Annotated in this window: 23 protein-coding genes and 1 pseudogene; 12 read left to right on the top strand and 12 right to left on the bottom strand. The window is 62.1% G+C overall.

Features of this window, described 5'->3' with window-relative positions; translation table 11 throughout:
- The first annotated feature begins 77 nt into the window (after positions 1-77).
- Positions 78-1523, top strand: a complete 1446-nt coding sequence (der, locus tag IEX53_RS00235) for a ribosome biogenesis GTPase Der (RefSeq protein WP_188820286.1) — start codon at positions 78-80, stop codon at positions 1521-1523.
- Here the strand turns inward: der and IEX53_RS00230 are convergent.
- From IEX53_RS00230 to IEX53_RS00220, 3 genes and pseudogenes are all read right to left on the bottom strand, one after another.
- The gene (locus IEX53_RS00230; RefSeq protein WP_188820284.1) at positions 1520-2101 is read right to left on the bottom strand and encodes an acyloxyacyl hydrolase; all 582 of its coding nucleotides are present in this window, start codon (positions 2099-2101) and stop codon (positions 1520-1522) included. The two genes, der and IEX53_RS00230, sit on opposite strands and share 4 nt — an antisense overlap.
- Before the next feature lie 151 nt (positions 2102-2252).
- Complete coding sequence (locus IEX53_RS00225; RefSeq protein WP_188820282.1) at positions 2253-2648, bottom strand: VOC family protein; 396 nt, start codon at positions 2646-2648, stop codon at positions 2253-2255.
- A gap of 237 nt (positions 2649-2885) precedes the next feature.
- Positions 2886-3129, bottom strand: a pseudogene (locus tag IEX53_RS00220) (type II toxin-antitoxin system prevent-host-death family antitoxin).
- Positions 3130-3344: 215 nt separating this feature from the next.
- Here IEX53_RS00220 and IEX53_RS00215 point away from each other — a divergent pair.
- Positions 3345-4484: a cell wall hydrolase gene (locus IEX53_RS00215; RefSeq protein ID WP_188820280.1), complete on the top strand. Its 1140-nt coding sequence runs from the start codon at positions 3345-3347 to the stop codon at positions 4482-4484.
- Between the two features lie 48 nt (positions 4485-4532).
- Here IEX53_RS00215 and IEX53_RS00210 read toward each other — a convergent pair whose 3' ends face one another.
- The gene (locus IEX53_RS00210) at positions 4533-5273 is read right to left on the bottom strand and encodes an SDR family NAD(P)-dependent oxidoreductase (RefSeq protein ID WP_188820278.1); all 741 of its coding nucleotides are present in this window, start codon (positions 5271-5273) and stop codon (positions 4533-4535) included.
- Between the two features lie 99 nt (positions 5274-5372).
- Between IEX53_RS00210 and IEX53_RS00205 the strand changes: the two genes are divergently transcribed.
- From IEX53_RS00205 to IEX53_RS00170, 8 genes are all read left to right on the top strand, one after another.
- Positions 5373-6005 (top strand): TetR/AcrR family transcriptional regulator, encoded by a 633-nt coding sequence (locus IEX53_RS00205; protein ID WP_188820276.1) that lies wholly within the window; start codon positions 5373-5375, stop codon positions 6003-6005.
- 196 nt (positions 6006-6201) lie between these two features.
- Positions 6202-6624: an AtpZ/AtpI family protein gene (locus IEX53_RS00200; protein ID WP_188820273.1), complete on the top strand. Its 423-nt coding sequence runs from the start codon at positions 6202-6204 to the stop codon at positions 6622-6624.
- Positions 6625-6663: 39 nt separating this feature from the next.
- Positions 6664-7416 carry a F0F1 ATP synthase subunit A gene (locus tag IEX53_RS00195; protein ID WP_188820271.1) on the top strand — a complete coding sequence of 251 codons (753 nt, stop codon included), beginning with the start codon at positions 6664-6666 and terminating at the stop codon, positions 7414-7416.
- A 64-nt stretch (positions 7417-7480) separates the two neighbouring features.
- Positions 7481-7708, top strand: a complete 228-nt coding sequence (locus IEX53_RS00190) for a F0F1 ATP synthase subunit C (protein WP_110747887.1) — start codon at positions 7481-7483, stop codon at positions 7706-7708.
- 82 nt (positions 7709-7790) lie between these two features.
- Positions 7791-8417, top strand: a complete 627-nt coding sequence (locus IEX53_RS00185; RefSeq protein WP_188820269.1) for a F0F1 ATP synthase subunit B — start codon at positions 7791-7793, stop codon at positions 8415-8417.
- Between the two features lie 11 nt (positions 8418-8428).
- A complete protein-coding gene (locus IEX53_RS00180) occupies positions 8429-8908 on the top strand; it encodes a F0F1 ATP synthase subunit B (protein ID WP_188820267.1) in 480 nt (159 codons plus the stop codon).
- Positions 8909-9143: 235 nt separating this feature from the next.
- A complete protein-coding gene (locus tag IEX53_RS00175; protein WP_188820265.1) occupies positions 9144-9410 on the top strand; it encodes a type II toxin-antitoxin system TacA family antitoxin in 267 nt (88 codons plus the stop codon).
- Positions 9398-9913, top strand: coding sequence for a GNAT family N-acetyltransferase (locus tag IEX53_RS00170; protein WP_188820263.1), 516 nt, complete (start codon positions 9398-9400; stop codon positions 9911-9913). The genes IEX53_RS00175 and IEX53_RS00170 overlap by 13 nt, the downstream gene beginning before the upstream one ends.
- Positions 9914-9978: 65 nt before the next feature.
- Here the strand turns inward: IEX53_RS00170 and rnhB are convergent, their stop codons facing one another.
- Both rnhB and IEX53_RS00160 read right to left on the bottom strand, forming a co-directional pair.
- Positions 9979-10644: a ribonuclease HII gene (rnhB, locus tag IEX53_RS00165; RefSeq protein ID WP_188820261.1), complete on the bottom strand. Its 666-nt coding sequence runs from the start codon at positions 10642-10644 to the stop codon at positions 9979-9981.
- A gap of 259 nt (positions 10645-10903) precedes the next feature.
- A complete protein-coding gene (locus IEX53_RS00160; RefSeq protein WP_188820259.1) occupies positions 10904-12058 on the bottom strand; it encodes a PA0069 family radical SAM protein in 1155 nt (384 codons plus the stop codon).
- 193 nt (positions 12059-12251) lie between these two features.
- Here IEX53_RS00160 and IEX53_RS00155 point away from each other — a divergent pair, with 193 nt between their 5' ends.
- Positions 12252-12752 (top strand): glycosyltransferase, encoded by a 501-nt coding sequence (locus IEX53_RS00155; RefSeq protein ID WP_188820257.1) that lies wholly within the window; start codon positions 12252-12254, stop codon positions 12750-12752.
- 8 nt (positions 12753-12760) lie between these two features.
- Here the strand turns inward: IEX53_RS00155 and IEX53_RS00150 are convergent, their stop codons facing one another.
- From IEX53_RS00150 to IEX53_RS00125, 6 genes are all read right to left on the bottom strand, one after another.
- A complete protein-coding gene (locus tag IEX53_RS00150; protein WP_188820255.1) occupies positions 12761-13654 on the bottom strand; it encodes a 4-(cytidine 5'-diphospho)-2-C-methyl-D-erythritol kinase in 894 nt (297 codons plus the stop codon).
- A 268-nt stretch (positions 13655-13922) separates the two neighbouring features.
- Entirely contained in the window at positions 13923-14108 is a 186-nt protein-coding gene (locus IEX53_RS00145) for a hypothetical protein (RefSeq protein ID WP_188820253.1), read from the bottom strand.
- A 22-nt stretch (positions 14109-14130) separates the two neighbouring features.
- Positions 14131-15009, bottom strand: coding sequence for a S49 family peptidase (locus tag IEX53_RS00140; protein ID WP_188820251.1), 879 nt, complete (start codon positions 15007-15009; stop codon positions 14131-14133).
- A gap of 106 nt (positions 15010-15115) precedes the next feature.
- Positions 15116-16306 (bottom strand): Na+/H+ antiporter NhaA, encoded by a 1191-nt coding sequence (gene nhaA / locus IEX53_RS00135; RefSeq protein WP_188820249.1) that lies wholly within the window; start codon positions 16304-16306, stop codon positions 15116-15118.
- A 71-nt stretch (positions 16307-16377) separates the two neighbouring features.
- Positions 16378-17178, bottom strand: a complete 801-nt coding sequence (locus IEX53_RS00130) for a tRNA1(Val) (adenine(37)-N6)-methyltransferase (RefSeq protein WP_236015970.1) — start codon at positions 17176-17178, stop codon at positions 16378-16380.
- A complete protein-coding gene (locus IEX53_RS00125; RefSeq protein ID WP_188820247.1) occupies positions 17175-17408 on the bottom strand; it encodes a putative signal transducing protein in 234 nt (77 codons plus the stop codon). The genes IEX53_RS00130 and IEX53_RS00125 overlap by 4 nt, the downstream gene beginning before the upstream one ends.
- A 149-nt stretch (positions 17409-17557) precedes the next feature.
- On the opposite strand from IEX53_RS00125, the gene IEX53_RS00120 reads away from it, so the two are divergent.
- A complete protein-coding gene (locus tag IEX53_RS00120) occupies positions 17558-18574 on the top strand; it encodes a polyprenyl synthetase family protein (protein WP_188820246.1) in 1017 nt (338 codons plus the stop codon).
- Positions 18575-18784 lie beyond the last annotated feature (210 nt).

The following is an 18784-nucleotide window of genomic DNA, read 5'->3' as shown; positions in this document are numbered from 1 at the left end:
CCCCTCTGCCCGGCAGGGCGTAGGGGGTATGCGCGCGCTTCCATCTCAATGTCTGATACTCTAAGAGTCATAAAATTATGAGCTTTACCCTCGCCATAGTCGGGCGTCCGAATGTCGGCAAGTCCACGCTGTTCAACCGGCTTGCCGGGCAGAAGCTGGCGCTTGTCGACGATACGCCCGGCGTGACGCGCGACCGCCGTGTGCATGACGGCAAGCTTTATGACCTCCGGTTCCAGGTCGTCGACACCGCCGGCCTCGAGGAGACGGGCAGCGAGACGCTGGAAGGCCGGATGCGCGCCCAGACTGAGATCGCCATCGCTGAAGCCGACGTGATCCTGTTCATGATCGACGCCAAGGCCGGCATCACGCCCGCCGACGTCACCTTCGCCGACCTCGTGCGCAAGGCCGGCAAGCCCGTGGTGCTGGTCGCCAACAAGTCGGAATCGCGCGGCTCCGACGCGGGCTTTTATGATGCCTACCGGCTGGGGCTTGGCGAGCCTTGCCCGCTTTCCGCCGAGCATGGCCAGGGCATTCCCGACCTGCGCGACGCGATCGTCGAGGCGATCGGCGAGGAACGCGCCTTCGGCAAGGAAGAGGAAGAGGAGGAAGCCGCGGCTTTGTCTCCTTCCGAAACCACGCTGATCGGCGAGGATATCGACGATCCGGACGCGGAGGAAATCCCCGCCTACGACACGTCGAAGCCGCTGCGCATCGCCATTGTCGGACGGCCCAATGCCGGAAAATCGACCCTCATCAACACCATGCTTGGCGAAGAGCGCCTGCTTACCGGCCCGGAAGCGGGCATCACCCGGGATTCGATCTCGGTCGATTGGGAGTGGAAAGGCCGCCGCATCAAGCTGTTCGACACGGCGGGCCTGCGCCGCAAGTCGCGTGTGCAGGAGAAGCTGGAAAAGCTCTCCGTTGCCGACGGGCTGCGCGCCATCCGCTTCGCCGAAGTGGTCATCATCGTGTTCGACGCGACGATCCCGTTCGAGAAGCAGGATCTGCAGATCGTCGATCTCGTGGTGCGCGAAGGCCGCGCCCCGGTGCTCGCCTTCAACAAATGGGACCTCATCGAGAACCGCCAGGAAGTGCTGGCCGATTTGCGCGAGAAGACGGCTCGCCTGCTGCCTCAGATCCGCGGCATTCGGGCGGTGACGGTGTCAGGCGAAACGGGGCAAGGCGTCGACAAGCTCATGGAGAATGTCCTTCTCACCCATGAGATATGGAATCGCCGCATTTCGACAGGCCGCCTCAACCGCTGGCTCGAAGGTGTCACCACGCACCATCCGCCCCCGGCGGTTTCGGGCCGTCGCCTGAAGATCAAATACATGACGCAGGTGAAGACGCGCCCCCCCGGCTTCGTCATCGACTGCTCACGCCCCGACGCCATGCCGCAATCCTATCTGCGCTACCTCATCAACGGCCTGCGCGAGACCTTCGACATGCCGGGCGTGCCCATCCGGCTATCGCTGAAGACGTCGGACAATCCGTTTGCCGGACGGGCGAAGAAGAAGCATTAGAACCGGTAACCCAGGCGAATACCCGTCGCCTCGGCGCCGTTGTTCTCGTCGCATAGATTGGCGTTGGAAAAATGGTCGGTATAGAGCTGTGCCGTCCAGTTGTCGGTCAGGTCATAGCCGAGGCCGGCTCCCAGGTGAAAGAGCACACGGCATCCCAGCGCCTTGTAGGTGGTGGGGTCGTGCAGATTGTTCGCCGTTGTCACCGCGCCGCCGAGGCTGGTCGTCAGATAGAACTTCTCGGTCAGCTGGAAATCCCAGCTGAGGCCCGTATAGAAGAAATGGATGGGATCGTCGGCTATCGCCGCGTCGAAACCGACATAGGGGCGGGGTGAGCCGATACCGTCGAGTAGTTCGGGTGACTTGAACAGGTATTCGCCGTTTATCACGACCCCGTCATAATCATCGGTCGAGAACAGCCCGCGATCATAGGCCATGACGCCCAGGCGAATTTCCTGCCTGTCGGCATATTTGCCGACCTGGCCGAAACGGCTTGTGTCGAATAAATCCCCAGCAAGGGCTGGAGACGGCAGCAGCAATGAAACGGGAATGAACGCGCACAAAAAATGTCTGATAAGCATAGTATCCCCACCCACCCAAAGATACGAAGCATGCTTGCGACTATGATGATCGAATCATTTTCACATGAGCATATGTTTTGACAATTAGTTAAGCGAGAAAAAATTTAGCGGGACATGCGACGCCGGTGAGGGGCCGTCACCGGCGCTTCATTCATTCCGTCCGGGCATTGAAACAGACGAACGCGATCTTGTTGCCATCAGGGTCGCGCGCATAGGCGGCGTAGAATCCTTCACCATATTGGGGGCGAAAGCCGGGCTTGCCCTCATCGCTGCCGCCATTCTGCATGGCCAGTTCATAAAGACGGTCGATCAGCGCCGCATTGCCCACCTGAAACGCCGTCATCACCCCATTGCCTACGTTCGCGGGCTTCCCGTCGAAGGGGTAGCCCGTGAAAAAGCGGGGGATCGTCTCGTCATCCTTCTTGCCCCACGAGGCCGAGAGTTCATCCCGCCAGCACTGCTCCATCCCCATCGCTTCCATGATGGGATCATAGAAGGCGAGCGCGCGCGTGAGATCGTTCGTGCCAACCATTGTGTATGCGATCATTCTTGTCTCCACTGGCTGTAAATCATTCTGGGAAGAAGGTGGTTGGCTCCACGCACCCCCCTCTGGCCTGCCGGCCATCTCCCCCACAAGGGGGGAGATTAGCTGCGGGGGCCGCTTTCGCCAATTGTCAGCGTTGCAGAATAAAGTGCCGTCGTTGATGAAGGCCAATCTCTCCCCTTGTGGGGGAGATGCCCGGCAGGGCAGAGGGGGGTTCCTCCAGCCAGTCGCCTCAGTAGATCATTTTCCCCGTGCCAGCCGGTCGATTTCCACTGCGAAGATCTCCCTGTGCTCGTCCGGCATTTTCGGAAGCGAGGTGGGCGCTACGCGGGTTGCCGCCCGTGCGCAGCCGCTCGTAGTGCTCGTAGCTCATAAGCACGAAGCGGGGTTTGCGGTGCTTGGTGAGAATGACCGGCTCGCGGCTCGCGGCATCGGTCACGTCGCCCACCTGCTTGTTGAGATCGCCTGTCGTGAACTGCCGCATAATAATGCTCCCTGATGAATTTCCATAATATCCAGATTTACTGGATTTTCAAAAAACGTCCCCCGCGCTCCGTTAACCGTCCATCAAGGTTAATGCTTCATTCTCAAGGCCGTTAACCAGCGTGCTTTGAGTTGGAGTGTCACGTGCGTCTCGATACGTCGCGGAGCCTGTTCCGCCGCCGGATTCCGTCATCCCCAAAAGGGCGCCTCCGCCATATGGCTGCTCCAGCCACGCTGGGACTGGCGGTTTATTTCTTCACCCCCACCGTCGTCGCCTTTCAGGATATGTCGAGCCTCATTCGCGGCAGCGAGGCGGGAGCGCCGCGCTGGGCGGAATATATGGTGCAGACCCCGGCAGGCTCTGTTCACAAGGCCGAGACGCCCTTTGTCGATCCCTCGCTGGTGACCGGCTCGATCAGATCCGCCGGTGTGGACGTGCCGGGGGTAGGGCGCATCGCCTTTACCGGAGGCAGCGAGCGGCGGGAGAAGCTGGGGATCGCCGATCCGAACCCGGACGAAAACCGTGTGAACCGCGCCGAGAAGGGGAGCCGCCTCGTTTCCGTGCTGCGCAAGGCGCCGCCCAGATCCTTCAATGCCGGCTCGCTCCTCGAACATTCGAGCCTGCTGCTGACGCCGGCCGAGGAGCCTGAGGTGCGCATGGCCTTCGCCCCGTCGAAGATCCGCGGGGAAGTGGAAATCGCGCTCGCCTTCCATAAAGCCGAGCCGCCAAAGGCCAAGCCGGAAATGCCGGTGCAGCTTGCCAAGCTCATCACAAACAGCAACCCGGATATTCTTGCGACCGGCTATGCGTCCACCGGGCTTGACTACGCCAAAGCCTCTCCCTTCGAAAGCATCTTGACGGAAAAGAGCGCGGGCCGCTTCACCCCGCCGGTCAGTTCCGAGGATCATGATTGGGCCAAGGCGCCGCTGCCGCCGGAGGTCTTCACCGCCAAGGAGCAGAAATGCCTGGCCGAAGCCGTCTATTTCGAGGCGCGCGGCGAGCCGGTCAAAGGGCAGGCGGCGGTGGCGCAGGTGGTGCTCAACCGCGTCCGCAACCCGGCTTTTCCGAAGTCCATCTGCGGCGTCGTCTATCAGAACGACGACTGGCGCAACCGCTGCCAGTTCTCCTTCGCCTGCGACGGCCGCCGCCAGCGCGTGACCGAACCGGAGCATTGGAAGATCGCGCAGCAAGTGGCGAAGGCGGTATCGGCGGGCCAGATCTGGCTGCCGGAAGTCGGCTCCGCCACCCATTACCACGCCACCTACGTCAAGCCGCGCTGGGCCTCCGCCATGGAGCGCGTCAAGAAAATCGGCCTGCATATTTTTTATCGGACGTATGGAGGCGGGTGGAGCTAAGCGCCGACCTTCTCCCTCCCCGCAAGAGGGAGGGAGGGTCGTCAGGTCCTACGCATTCGTCCCGCTATCCAGCGTAATCGCCGTTCCCGTCACATAGCGGCCTTCCTCGCTGGCGAGCCAGGCGACGAGGCCGGCAATGTCTTCCGGCTTGGCGTATTCCGGGATCGCCATGCGGCCGCGCTGTTCGTCGGCGTGGGGCGTGCCGGAGGGGTTCATGTCCGTCTCGGTCGAGCCGGCCTGGACGAGGTTGACGGTGATCCGCTTCGGCCCAAGATCCCGCGCGATACCTTTGGTAAGGCCCGAAAGCGCCGATTTGCTTGCCGAATAGAGGCTTGCGCCGGTGATCGGCACGCGGTCGGCAAGCTGGCTGCCTATGGTGATGATCCGCCCGCCCTCCGGCAGGTGCGGCACGGCGGCGCGGATGGCTGCGAACACGGCGCGGGTGTTGATGGCCATGATCTCTTCAAAGGCCTCCAGCGTCGCCTCCTCGATCGGGGCGCGCGTGAAGATGCCCGCATTGTTGACGAGGATGTCTAGCCTCCCAAGTTCCTTCACCGTCTTCTCCACGGCTGCCTCTATGGCGGCGGCGTCCTTGTTGTCCGCCTGGATGGCGATGGCGCGGCGCCCTGTCTTCCGGATATCAGCCGCGACGGCCTCCGCCTTTTCCGGCGAACGCGCATAGGTTAGCGCCACATCGGCCACATCTGCTGCCAGCCGCCGCGCGATGGCTGCGCCCATGCCCCGGCTGCCGCCCGTAACGAGAGCCACTTTGCCCTGCAAGCCACTCATATCGAATCCTTTCTGTGTTGATCGATACAGAAATCTTTTCAGTCTTGCCCGAGGGCGTCAAGCCATTTACGTATCAATCATCACAGAAAGGAAATTCACATGTCCGAAAGGGGTCGCCCCCGCAGCTTCGACCGCGACAAGGCGCTGGAGCGCGCCATGGAGGTGTTCGAGATCAAGGGTTATGACGGCGCCTCCATGACCGATCTGACCAGGGCCATGGGCATCAACTCGCCGAGCCTCTACGCCGCCTTCGGCTGCAAGGAGGCGCTGTTCTGCGAAGCGGTGGAGCTTTACGCGCAAAAGGGCGCGTTCTTGTGGGAGGGGATTTTCCGCGCGCCGACGGCGAAGGCGGCCATCGCGCATCTCCTGCGCCAGAGCGCCGTCGCCTATACCCGCCCCGACAAGGCGCCCGGCTGCCTGATCCTCATGGGCGTCCTGCATGGCGATGACGACGATAATGGCCCCCTGCGCATGTTGCGGAAGCACCGTGCCGGAAATCATCGCACGCTTTGCGAGAGGCTGGAGCGCGCGGTGGCGGAGGGCGAGCTTCCCCAGGGGCTCGATTGCGCAGCCGTCGCCTCGTTCTATCTGGCTGTGCAGCAGGGCATCGCGTTTCAATCGCGCGACGGCGTCCCGCGTGAGACGCTGCTGCGCGTGGCCGAATCCGCCCTTGCCGGGTGGGACGGCCTCATTTCCGCCCACGCCGTGAGAGAGCCTGAAATGAGCTGGTGATGCGCCTGATTGGCGCAGTTCCGGGGCGGTTGTGGAGAGTTTGCGGCAGGATTCTTATTAAATAACTGATTTGAAAAGCGAAAAATCCTTTTAAAGGGATAGTTGCAGCGCCTTGACTAGGGCGCGGCCTGTCAATATGTTGCGCGCGACTTTGAAGCGGGGCTGAAGCCTTGCACAACGCGCTCGAGGAGGCGTCATGGCGACGGGCAAGAAACCCGAAAGGCCGGATCGTGGACCTCTTGCGCGTGGTGGCAAGCCAAGCCCCCTCTCGGAGGGGCTGGATGAACGCCGCCGCCGCCTTGAAGCCGAACTGGCCAAAAAGGGTACGCGGACGGGGCCGGGCTCTTCGGGAGGCCGGTCGGAGACGTCAGCCGGGGTTGCTGAGGCCATGAAGCTGTCGAGCGAGTTCATCGCCGGCATTCTGGTCGGGGCGGCGTTGGGCTGGCTCATCGACCGTTTCGCCGGGACGTCGCCGTGGGGGTTGATCATATTCCTCTTCCTCGGCTTCGCTGCCGGTGTGCTCAATATTCTGCGCACGACGGGGCGTGTCGCTTCAAGCGGCATTCAGCCCGGACGGGCGCAGGGCGATGATAAAAAGGCTCCTCCTGGGGGCGGGTAATGAAAACGCCTTCGGGCAGGGACGACAGACGAGGTTAAGGTGGCTAACGATCCGATCCATCAGTTCCAGGTCTCCAGATGGATTCCCATCCACGCCGGTGGCGTCGATCTCTCCTTCACCAATGTTTCGGCCTTCATGGTTCTGACCGTCGTGGCCGCTTCCGCTTTTCTCTATTTCACCACGTCCAGCCGCAGCGTCGTTCCGGGACGGCTCCAATCCGTCTCCGAGATGGCCTATGAGTTCGTGGCGGATGCGTTGCGAGGGTCGGCGGGGTCGCAGGGGATGAAGTTCTTCCCCTTCGTCTTCTCGCTGTTCATGTTCGTGCTGGTGGCCAATTTCCTCGGCCTCTTCCCGTATTTCTATACGGTGACGAGCCAGATCATCGTCACCTTCGCGCTTTCCCTTCTGGTCATCGGCGTGGTCATCGTCTACGGTTTCTGGAAGCACGGTTTCGGCTTCCTGAAGCTCTTCGTGCCATCAGGCGTACCTGCAATCATCGTGCCGCTGGTGGTGCTGATCGAGATCATCTCCTTCCTGTCGCGCCCGGTCAGCCTCTCGGTTCGTCTGTTCGCCAACATGCTCGCCGGTCACATCACGCTGAAAGTCTTCGCGGGCTTCGTCGTGTCGCTCGCCGCGCTCGGCAGCGTCTGGGGCATCGGCGGCGCGATCCTGCCGCTGCTGATGACGGTCGCCATCACTGCGCTCGAATTCCTCGTGGCCTTCCTTCAGGCCTACGTCTTTACCGTTCTCACCTGCATGTACATCAACGATGCCGTACATCCGGGACACTGAGTTCTAGCCGGCGGGAGACCGCCAGAACAATCTGCGCTATTTCCATTCAAAAGGAGCTTAAACAATGGATCCCATCGCAGCAAAGTACATCGGCGCCGGTCTCGCATGCTTCGGTATGGCTGGCACGGCCCTTGGCCTTGGCAACATCTTCGGCAGCTACCTCTCGGGTGCGCTGCGCAATCCGTCCGCCGCTGACAGCCAGTTCGGCCGTCTGGTGTTCGGTTTCGCCGTGACGGAAGCTCTGGGCATCTTCTCGCTGCTCATCGCGCTTCTGCTCCTGTTCGCCGTCTAATCGACGAGCGTCAAATTCGCCGGTCGCGTCTTGTGCCCTCAAGCACTGGCGACCGGCGTCCGAATTTATAAGGGGATGATGGATGTTCGTGTCCGCGGCGTTTGCCCAAAGCGAAACCCACTCTCAGCCCGCTGAAGCACCGGCGGCTGATCATGGCGCCCCGGCTGGGGCTGAAGCCGTGCACACCGAAACCGGAGTGCCGCACGATGCCGGTCATGCCGGCGTCTTTCCTCCGTTCGATCCCAGCCATTACACATCCCAGCTCCTCTGGCTGGCCATCAGCTTCGGCTTCTTCTATGTCTTCCTTTCGCGCGTGGTCCTGCCGCGCCTGGGAGGAACCATCGAGGCCCGGCACAACCAGATATCGCAGGATCTCGACCATGCCGGCCGCCTGAAGACGGATGCCGACAACGCCATCGCCGCCTATGAGCAGGAACTGGCCGAAGCGCGCCTCAAGGCCGGAAAGATCGCCGGGGAAGCCCGCGATGCCGCCAAGGCCAAGGCGGAGAGCGACCGCGCCGCAATCGAGGCTACGCTCGATAGCAAACTGGCTGAAGCCGAGACGCGCATTCGCGCGATCAAGGACAAGGCCATGAGCGATGTGGGCACCATCGCCGAGGATACGGCGGCCGGAATCGTAGAGCATCTCGTGGGCAGCGCGGCGGACAGGAACGCCGTATCCGCTGCCGTCAAGGCCGTACGCGGCTAAAGGAGGGCGAAATGGACGCTACATTTTGGGCGCTCGTCGCCCTGATCATCTTCCTCGGCATTGTCGTTTACATGAAAGTGCCGAAGATGCTCGCCAGCTCGCTCGACGAGCGCGCCGAGCGTATCAAGAACGAACTCGACGAGGCGCGCCGCCTGCGCGAGGAAGCGCAGCAGCTCCTCAACGAATATCAGCAGAAGCGCAAGGAAGCGGAAAAGGAAGCGAGTGACATCGTTGCCGCCGCCGAGCGCGAGGCCGCCGCGCTTCTCCAGGACGCCAAGGAGAAGATGGAGGACTACGTCACGCGCCGCAACAAGCTTGCCGAGCAGAAGATTGCGCAGGCTGAGACGGAAGCCGTCAACGCGGTGCGCTCGTCGGCGGTGGAAATCGCTGTCGCCGCCGCTGAAAAACTCATCGCAGACAAGCTCGACGTGAAGGCGGCGGGAGAGCTGTTTAAGAAATCCGTTGATGAGGTGAAGGCAAGGCTGAACTGAGCCGGAATGCCTCCGAGGATATTTAGTTGGAAAAACGCCGCCGCAAGGCGGCGTTTTTTATTACATGGTGTCCGACTTTCCAAGCGTAATACACCGCATTCCAGGCATTCAAGATTGTTTCGCGACAGGTTTGGCCACGGCCGGCACGTCTATGCAGGGTAACGCCCGGTCAAGAAACAACTCGCATTCGTCGATGGGTATGCTATTGTCCTACGAAGATCGAAAGGATATCGCCATGGCAAATCTCGCTCCAGTGAGCGTGCGGGTATCGCCGAGGGAACGTGAGTTGCTTGAAGCCGCAGCCGAGCAATCACGCACCAATTTGAGTGACTTCATCCGTCGCAAGGCGGTGGAAGCTGCCGAACTGGAACTCGTCCATCAGAATCACGTGGTTATTCCAGCGGCTGAATGGGAGAAGTTCGAGGCATGGGTGGATAGCCCGCCAAAGGATGTCCCCGCTCTGCGTGACCTCGCAAAGACGCGTCCGGTATGGCGCGACTGACCTTGCCCCGACAGCTTCGCGAGGACGATGATCGCGAGAGTTTTGATTGTGGCCGCGCGTCGATGAACGAATGGTTCCGGCGGCATGCCTGGCGCAATCAGCAACTCGACATTTCCAGAACCACGGTCATGTGCGACGGGGAAAAGAACGCCGTCGCAGGATATGTTACTTTGGCCGGCGGCCACATCGAGCGGGAGTATCTGCCGAAAGCCTCGCAGCGCAACAGACCGGAGCACATACCGATTTTCCTGCTCGGTCAACTGGCGGTGGATCGCCGGTACCAGGGATTGGGTATCGCTCGGTCGCTGTTGTACTATGCCTTGACGGCGTCCGTGCATATCGCGAAGTCGATTGGATGTGTCGGAGTGCTGACTCACCCGCTCGATGACGAGGTGCGATCATTCTACCGGCGTTTCGGCTTTGAGGATCTTCCATACGATCCCCGGCGCAGCATGATCGTCAGAATCAAGGACCTCAGACAAAACGGGTTCGATCAAGAATAGGCAGAAAACGACCGCTTCAAGCTCTCCGGGATAAATTTACCATTCGCCGCGTCGTTGCTGCCCCATTACCCCACTCGAAACCGATCCCTAATCGGCGAAAATGTAAATCGGTGCAGCCCGCGCACGGGACCGTGGATCTCGAGCGCCACGCGGTGCTGTTCGGTGGCGTAGCCGACATGGGCTTCGAGGCCGTAATGGGGGTGGTGGTTGCCCGCCCGCCGCATCATGCGGTCGCGGGTGACCTTGGCGACGATGGAGGCGGCGGCGATGGAGATGGAGCGCTGGTCGCCCTTGACGAGCGCGCTGCCCTCGCAGCATAGGCCCCAGGGCACGTCGACGCCGTCGATCAGCGCATGGCCGGGCGCGAGCGTCAGCCCTGCCGCAGCGCGGCGCATGGCTTCGAGCGAGGCTTTGCGAATGTCTGAGCGATCGATGCTGGGCGCTGAGAGGCTTGCCACCGAAACGGCCAGCGCGCGCGCAAGGATGATGTCGTATAGCTTGTCCCGCATGGCGGCGGTCAGCCGTTTGGAATCGTCGAGCCCTTCCGGTAGAGACCCGGCATCGAGAACCACCGCCGCAGCCACCACCGGCCCGGCAAGGGGGCCGCGTCCCGCCTCGTCTATACCGGCGACGGGACGCACGCCTCGTTTCATCAGCCTGAGCTCGGTGGAAAAATCCGGCACGAGCGGCATGTCGAAGAGGAGCGGAGAATCGGTAAGCGCGCGGGTCATTGTGCGGCGACAGTCGCATTGCTTCCGATTCTCCGCAAGACCCTCCCGCCGGGGGACTGGCAGGAGGGCATTCAGGCGCGGGGCTCGGGCGCCTGAAAGGAAAATCCAAGCATGATCCCAAAAAGTTGGAGACTTCTTGGACGAGATCATGCGGGTAAATAGCCTTTCATGATCCAAAAAAGCTGGAGGCTTTTGAAAATCATGCTGCTAAACCAGAGGCTTAATCATTAGAGGGGATGAAGGTTCCTTCACGCTCGCCTCAAAAAAGCGAGAGCTGGGTGCCGTATTTCGTCGGCGGCGCGAAAAGATCGGTCCTGAGCCGGGCGCGTTGCCCGTTCATCCCGAGCCGTTTGGCCGCGATCTCGAAGCGCCGGCCGATTGCCCAGGCATAGGGACCGTCGCCGCGCATCCGCTTGCCCCATTCGGCGTCGTAATCCTTGCCGCCGCGCATGGAGCGCACCAGCGACATGACATGCCGGTAGCGGTCGGGGTAGTTGCGCAGCAGCCAGTCCTTGAACAGCGGCGCGACTTCCAGCGGCAGGCGCAGCAGCACATAGCCCGCGCCGCGCGCGCCCATCGCATAGGCCGAATCGAGGATGCGCTCGATCTCATGGTCGTTGATGCCGGGAATGACCGGCCCCATCATGACGGAAGTCGGAATGCCCGCCTCGGAAAGCGAGCGGATCGCCTGCAGCCGCCGCGAGGGCGTCGACGCGCGCGGCTCCATGGTGCGGGCGAGCTTGGCGTCGAGCGTTGTCACCGAAAGCGCCACCCGGGCGAGCCCCTTCTCGGCCATGCGGGCGAGAATGTCCTGATCGCGAGTCACCAGCGCGGATTTGGTGACGATGGCGACGGGGTGATTGGCTCCTTCAAGCACCTCGAGGATTTCGCGCATGATGCGCCAATTCTTCTCGACCGGCTGGTAAGGATCGGTATTGGTGCCGATGGCGATGGTCTTCGGCTGGTAGCCGGGCTTCGCCAGCTCCTTTTCCAGAAGGCGCGGCGCATCAGGCTTGGCGAACAGCTTCGATTCAAAATCAAGCCCCGCTGAAAGCCCCATATAGCTGTGTGTCGGCCGCGCGAAGCAATAGATGCAGCCATGCTCGCAGCCGCGATAGGGATTGATCGAGCGGTCGAAGCTGATATCGGGGGAATCGTTGCGGGTGATGATGGTGCGCGGCTTCTCCACCTGAACGTCGGTCGTGAACGGCGGCAGTTCTTCCAGCGTGCTCCAGCCATCGTCGAAGACATGGCGCGTCTGCGGCTCGAAGCGTCCAGAGGGGTTGATGCCCGCACCGCGTCCGCGCCGGCGTCCGTGGTCGATGCGCAGGCCCGTTTCCTCGATCAGCGCATTGGCATGATCCGCCCGGCCTTCGCCGAACGCCGCCCTGTCGGCATGGTGAATGACTTCCATCCTCGTCTCCCGCTGGCAATCGTGTTGCCTCAAGAAATAGAACAAAGCCAGAACTTATCGAACAAAGCAAGAACTTTTTTAGGTATGGTGCCGACACGCGGCCCGAGCATGATTCCGAAAAGCTTTCAGAGAAGATCATGCGGCTAACTAAGGAATTGTGGCGTTTTCGATAGCCATGCGCTAAGCGGGAAGCATGGTATCGGTGATCATCGAAACGAAAAATGACGAGGAAGCGCTGGCTCGCACGCTGGCCGGGCTGGTGAGCGGCGCGGTGGAAGGCCTGGTGCGCGACGTGCTCGTGGTTGATCACGGGTCGAGCGACCACACGCGGGACGTTGCTGATGCAGCGGGCTGCGTTTTCCTCGCGAACAAGCCCTTCGCCGATGCGGTCCGGCAGGCGAGGGGAGACTGGCTCCTGCTGCTGGAGCCGGGCGCGCGGCTGTTGGAAGGCTGGCCGGAGGCGGTTCGCGACCATATCGAGGTGCTGCCCGGCCCTGCTCGCTTCACCCGCGCGAGCATCAATCGGCCGCGTTTTCTGGCGAGGGTTTTCGGCCGCAACGATCCGCTGAGAGACGGCCTGCTGATCTCCAAACGGCAGGCGACGGCGCTGTTGAAACCCGGCTGCGGTGGGCGGGATTTGGCGCGGGGGCTGGCGATGCGGAAGCTGAAGGCGGAAATGGTGATGGTCGGATAGGCGCGGCCTTATGCCCGCGTCTGCGTCGCGATCACAAACCATTCCGGATTGCGCTCCTTGACCAGCACCGCCGCCCGCTCTGCTGCTGCTTTATCCGGGAAAATCCCGAAGCAGGTTGCGCCGGAGCCGGACATTTGTGCGAAGCTGGCTCCGGTTTCCCGCAGAAGATCAAGGACATCGCCAAGCGCGGGCGAAACGGCCAGCGCTGCGGGGTAGAGATCGTTGCGTGTTTGTCGGACATAGTCGCAAAACGCCTCGATGTTCGAAAAATCGGGTGGCGTGGGGAGCGGCGGATTGTTCCGGCGGGTGAGCGCCTGGAACACGTTGGGCGTCGAAATCCCCGTCCCGTCATTGACGAGCACGATAGGCAGGCGCGGAAAGCGGGGCAGGGGCGTCAGCGCCTCGCCGATGCCGCGCGCGACGAGCGGCGCGCCGATCTGCTGCCCATGCAGGCACATCGGCAGGTCTGCCCCCAGTGTGAGACCGATGCCGCAGAGGGCAGGAAGGTCGAGGCCGAGATTCCAGAGCCTGTTGAGCGCGGCCAGTGTCGCAGCCGCATCGCTCGACCCGCCGCCGATGCCGGATGCAATCGGCAGGTTCTTGGTGAGATGGATCGCCACTGGCGTTTGGCGCGCGGGGAAACGGTCCTTGAGCGCATCCCGCGCCTTGAGGACGAGGTTGCCGGCATTGAGAGGCACACTTTGTGCGTATGGCCCGCTGACGGTGAAACGGTCTTCCGGCGAGGGTGCAACCTCGATCATGTCGCCATAGGCTGCGAAGGCGACGAGGCTTTCGAGGAGATGATAGCCATCGTCACGCCGCCCGGTCACGTGTAAGGCAAGGTTGATCTTGGCGGGGGCAAGGAGGGAGATGGTGGTGTGGGAAGGGGCGTGGTGGTTCATACGGGTGCCCCGTGTGTGTCTGCTCGCGCGCTGTTACTGTCGCCCGCTGCTAGAGTACTGTCAGCGCTCACCCCCCTCTGCCCTGCCGGGCATCTTCCCCACAAGGGGGAAGATTGGACTTCATCGATGGCGGCATCTAATCTTGCGACGTTGGTGATTCGCGAAAGTGGTTCTGACAGCCAATCTCCCCCCTTGGGGGGGAGATGCTCGGCAGGGCAGAGGGGAGTGTTGCCCCGCCTCCCGTCAAACAATCTAATCCCCACCCCGCTCAATCCTTGCGCAGGCGGTATTCGCCGGTCTTCGGGTCTTGTTCCAGCGTGCCGTGGGCGCGGTTCTGCGCTTCCTTTTCGGCTTGGCGCACTTCGCGCGAAACCCGCGCCGCCTCGCGTTTGAAGGCGCGGTAGCCGTACCAGGCCGCCAGCGCCATGACGATGAGAAAGATAACTGACGGCATAGCCTCTGGGTCCTCGAAACGTTTATAATCCGTAGCGCGACCACAGGGCCTTCTGCTCCACGGCCGTGAGCAGCCCTTCCGCCGCGCCTGCGGCAGCTTGCGCCAAAGCGTCCGGTTTGTGAAGCCCGGCGGCGGGTGTGGAGCGCAGGCCCAACATGCCGCGCGAGCCCTCGATCAGGTTCAATTCGGTCTTCGGGCCATATTCCTTGCGCAGGAAAGAGCGCATGTCGCCGAGTGCATCAACGAGGCCGAGGGACTGCCCCTTGATCCCCGTCCAGAACATGCCGGTGAAGAGGTCAGGATCATCGGAAAGCTTCGCGCCGCGCCGCGCCTTGACCATGTCGATGAAGACCTGATGCACCTCCTCCTGCAAGGTTTTCAGGTGCTCCACGTCCTCCTTCTTCTCCGGAAGGAACGGGTCGAGCATCATTTTGTTCCGGCCCGAGGTGAAGACGCGCCGCTCCACGCCGACCTTCTTGATCAGTTCTTCAAAGCCGAAGCCGGCCGATACGACGCCGATCGACCCGACGATGGAGGAGGGGTCCGCGACGATCTCGTCGCCCGCCAGTGCGATCATGTAGCCGCCCGATGCCGCCAGATCTTCGACGAAGACATAGACCTTCTTGTTCTTTTCCTCCGCCAGGTCGCGGATGCGGCGGAAGATCAGCCGCGCCTGCACCGGTGAGCCACCCGGCGAATTGACGGACAGCGCCACCGCCGGCGCGGATTTGTCGCTGAAGGCCTTGTCGAGCACTGCCGCCACGGAAGCAAGCGAAAGCGGGGCAGGGCGGAACAGCCCTCCGCCCTCGGCTGTGATCGTTCCGTGCAGGCGCACCACGGGGATTTCGACGCGGCTGCCCCGGAACCGCCGCGGGACGAGGCGGGAAAAAATACGGGGCATGCGCAGTTCCAAATTCACTTCCACGAGCGAAATCTCCGAAAAGAGAGCAGCAGGACAGTAAGGCTATATGTTTATATTGCTTTCCCGGCCACGCTCAATGATCTTTCTACTGCTGCGCCGTTTCCCTTTTTCCGCAGAACCTCAGCAGCACATAGCCGCAGATGGCGGAGAGGACCGATCCGGTCAGCACGCCGATCTTCGTCTCGTTTTGCAGATGCTCGGAGGCGGCGAAGGAAAGAAGTCCGATGAAGAGGCTCATGGTGAAGCCAATGCCGCAAAGGAGTGACACACCATAAAGCTGCATCCAGGTCGCGCCTCTCGGTTTGTTGGCAAGGCGCAGCTTGACCGCCGCCCACGCCGCGCCGAAAACGCCGATCTGCTTGCCGAGGAAGAGGCCGAGGGCGATGCCGAGCGTCAGTGTGTCCCGGAACACCGATCCATCCACCCCGGCGAAGGAAACGCCCGCATTGGCGAAGCCGAAAATCGGCACGATGAGGAACGACACCCAGCCGGAAAGCCCATGCTCCAGCTTGTGCAGCGGCGAGGTCATGTCGTCAGGTCGGCCCGGCGCTGGCTTCAGCGGAATGGTCATTGCCAGGACGACGCCGGCAATCGTGGCATGGACGCCAGAGCGCAGCACCAGATACCAAAGCACAAGGCCGACCACGAGATAGGGCAGGAGCCGCATCACGCCCATGCGATTCATGACGATAAGAACCAGCGTCGCAACCGCTGCGCCGCCAAGATAGGTGAGCGAAAGGTCGGATGTGTAGAAAATCGCAATGATCACCACCGCCGCCAGATCGTCGAGAATGGCGAGCGTCGCCAGAAACACCTTGAGGCTCGAGGGCACACGCGAGCCGAGCAGCGAGATGACGCCGAGCGCGAAGGCAATATCGGTCGCCGATGGAATCGCCCATCCGCGGATGGTCTCCGGGTTTGAACTGTTGAATGCCACGAAAATCAGAGCCGGCACGATTACGCCGCCTGCCGCAGCAATACCCGGCAAGATGCGGTTCGACCAGCTCGCCAACTGCCCGTCCAGGAACTCGCGCTTGATCTCAAGCCCCACCAGCAGGAAGAACAGGACCATCAGCGCGTCATTGACCCAGTGCAGTACGCTGAGGCCGCCAACATAAACATGAAGGGTATGGAAATAGGTTTCGGCGAAGGGTGAGTTCGCGACGATCAGCGCCAGCGCGGCGGCGCCCATCAGCACGATGCCGCCCGCGGCTTCGCTGTCGAGGAACTCGCGCAGGACGGAGATGGGGCGTTTCAGCTTGCTGGCTTCAATCATCGGCATTCCAATCTTGACAAAATAGCGGACTTGAATTTGAGAGCATGCTGCTTTTCGCAAAATCGGACCGGTTATAAAAGCCCTTTTCGCCCGTTATTGATCGCATCCGCGCGTTCCGTGAACCCATTTCCGCTCGGCCCGTGAAGCACCAGCGCGGGCGCGAGCGTCAGCTTGGCGCGGCTGCCGCGCACGCCGCGCACTACGATACGGATGGCGGCTTCATCCGGGCGGGGTTGGATAGGCACGAGTGTCAGGGCGCCGAACCGGCCCGAAAGCGCCGCGAGCATCTCGCCGATCGACACGGGCCGCGCGATGATGGCGATGCCGCCGGCGGGCCTGACGATCGCCGCCGCTGTCCTGATCCATTGCTCGAACATGTCCTTGCCCATCACATGCGCCTCCGCCTTCACCGTATCGGGCGTGCGCCGGTCGGCTTCGGCGTTGAAGGGCGGGTTCATGATGGCAAAGTCGAAGGCGTTGTCGGCCAGGCCCGCGGCATTGCGCGCCCGTCCGGTCAGCGTCACATCGGCCTCGATGAGCGTTGCACGTGCCGAAACCCCGGCATTCAGGGGGTGCCCAAGCGTCTTGCGGGCGAAACCGGCCATGAAGGCGGAGCGTTCCACCAGCGTCACATGCGCCGACGGGCACTGCGCCGCCACGGCAAGCCCCGCCGCGCCCGCGCCCGCACCAAGATCGACAAGCCTGCCGGAAAAGCCATCAGGCACCGCGCTGGCGAGGATCATTGCGTCCACGCCTGCCCGGTGGCCCTTCATCGACGGCTGCACGAGATGGAACGCGCCGCGATGAAATGCGTCGAGCGTCTCACCCGCGTCCTCGGCGGACGGGCTGTTCTCTTGCGGCAGCGCGCTCATGCAAATCCCATGGGTCGCAATTCATGCCCGATGCCCGCATCGCCAAGGATCTGGCGCGCGCGTTCGGCCTCCGCCTCGTCCACCATCAGACGGCGCGGCAGCACGCCGAGCGATCCTTCGATGATGCTCATATTCGAATCGGCGACGAAATGCACGATACCCGCCTCCGCCAGCAGCGCCTCGGCGAAGGAAATCAGGACAAGGTCATTGGTTCGCATCAATTCGATCATAGATATAACATGAGGGGTTGGACGAGCGTTGGCAACTGTGGGCGCGACGGATTGTAACCTATTTGTAGCTTGAGCATGGTGCCCCGCTTCAATAATGTGGCGCCGAAATGAAAACTATGGAGCGGGACGCCGTTCCCAGGAGTATGGCATTGGGTGTGGTTCTGAGCCTCGACGAGAAGAAAAAGCACGAAGGGTCGGTCCAGCCGCTGATCGACCTGACGAAGGCGGATATGCGCCGTGTCAACGAACTGATCCTGTCGAAGGCGGGGTCGGATGTCGAGATGATCCCGGAAGTGGCGAACCATCTGATCTCGTCGGGCGGCAAGCGCCTGCGCCCGATGCTGACGCTCGCCTCGGCCCGCATGTGCGGCTATGAGGGCAAGGGGCATGTCAAGCTCGCCACTTCGGTCGAGTTTATGCACACTGCTACGCTGCTCCACGACGATGTGGTGGACGAAAGCGACCTGCGCCGCGGCAAAAGCACCGCCCGCATGATCTGGGGCAACCAGGCAAGCGTGCTGGTCGGCGATTTCCTGCTCGGGCAGGCGTTCAAGATGATGGTCGATGTCGGCTCGCTCGACGCGCTCGACGTACTGGCGACGTCCGCTTCCATCATCGCCGAGGGCGAGGTGATGCAGCTTGCCGCCGCCAAGAACATGGAAACGACGGAAGACGAATATCTGGCCGTCATCAAGGCCAAGACGGCGGCGCTGTTCTCTGCCGCCGCCGAAGTCGGCCCGATCATCGCCGGTGCGCCGCGCGCCGACCGGGTTGCCCTGCGCTCCTATGGCCTCAATCTCGGCCTCGCCTTCCAGCTCGTCGATGACGCGCTCGATTATGGCGGCAGCGCGCGGGACCTGGGCAAAAATGTCGGCGACGATTTCCGTGAGGGCAAGATCACCATGCCGCTTCTCCTCTCCTATCGCCGCGGCACGGCGGAGGAGCGCGCCTTCTGGAAACACGCCATCGAGGAGGGGGCGAGCGACGACGCCGCGCTGGAAAAGGCCATCGGCCTGATGACGCGCTACGGCGCGATTGCCGATACCGTCCAGCGCGCCCGCCATTTCGGCGAAATCGCCCGCGACGCACTGGCGCCCCTGCCGGCGACGGCGGAAAAGGATGCGCTGCTTGACGTGATCGATTTTTGTATCAGCCGGGTGAACTGAGTATGATCCCGAAAAGTTGCAGACTTTTCGGACAAGATCATGCTGCTACCTCTAACTGGCTTTCTTGCGCGTTGCTCGCAAAAGGGCCATGGTTATCTGCGTTATCTGCCTTGAGAATTCTTGCTTTGCTGAAGCGCCAGGCAATCCCCCTCTGCCCTGCCGGGCATCTCCCCCACAAGGGGGGAGATTGGCTTGCATCGATGGCGGGGC

It is taken from the genome of Paramesorhizobium endophyticum (assembly GCF_014640615.1).
Lineage (GTDB): Bacteria > Pseudomonadota > Alphaproteobacteria > Rhizobiales > Rhizobiaceae > Paramesorhizobium > Paramesorhizobium endophyticum.
Note: the sequence above shows the minus strand (reverse complement) of the source record. Positions and strands in the feature narration are given on the sequence as shown.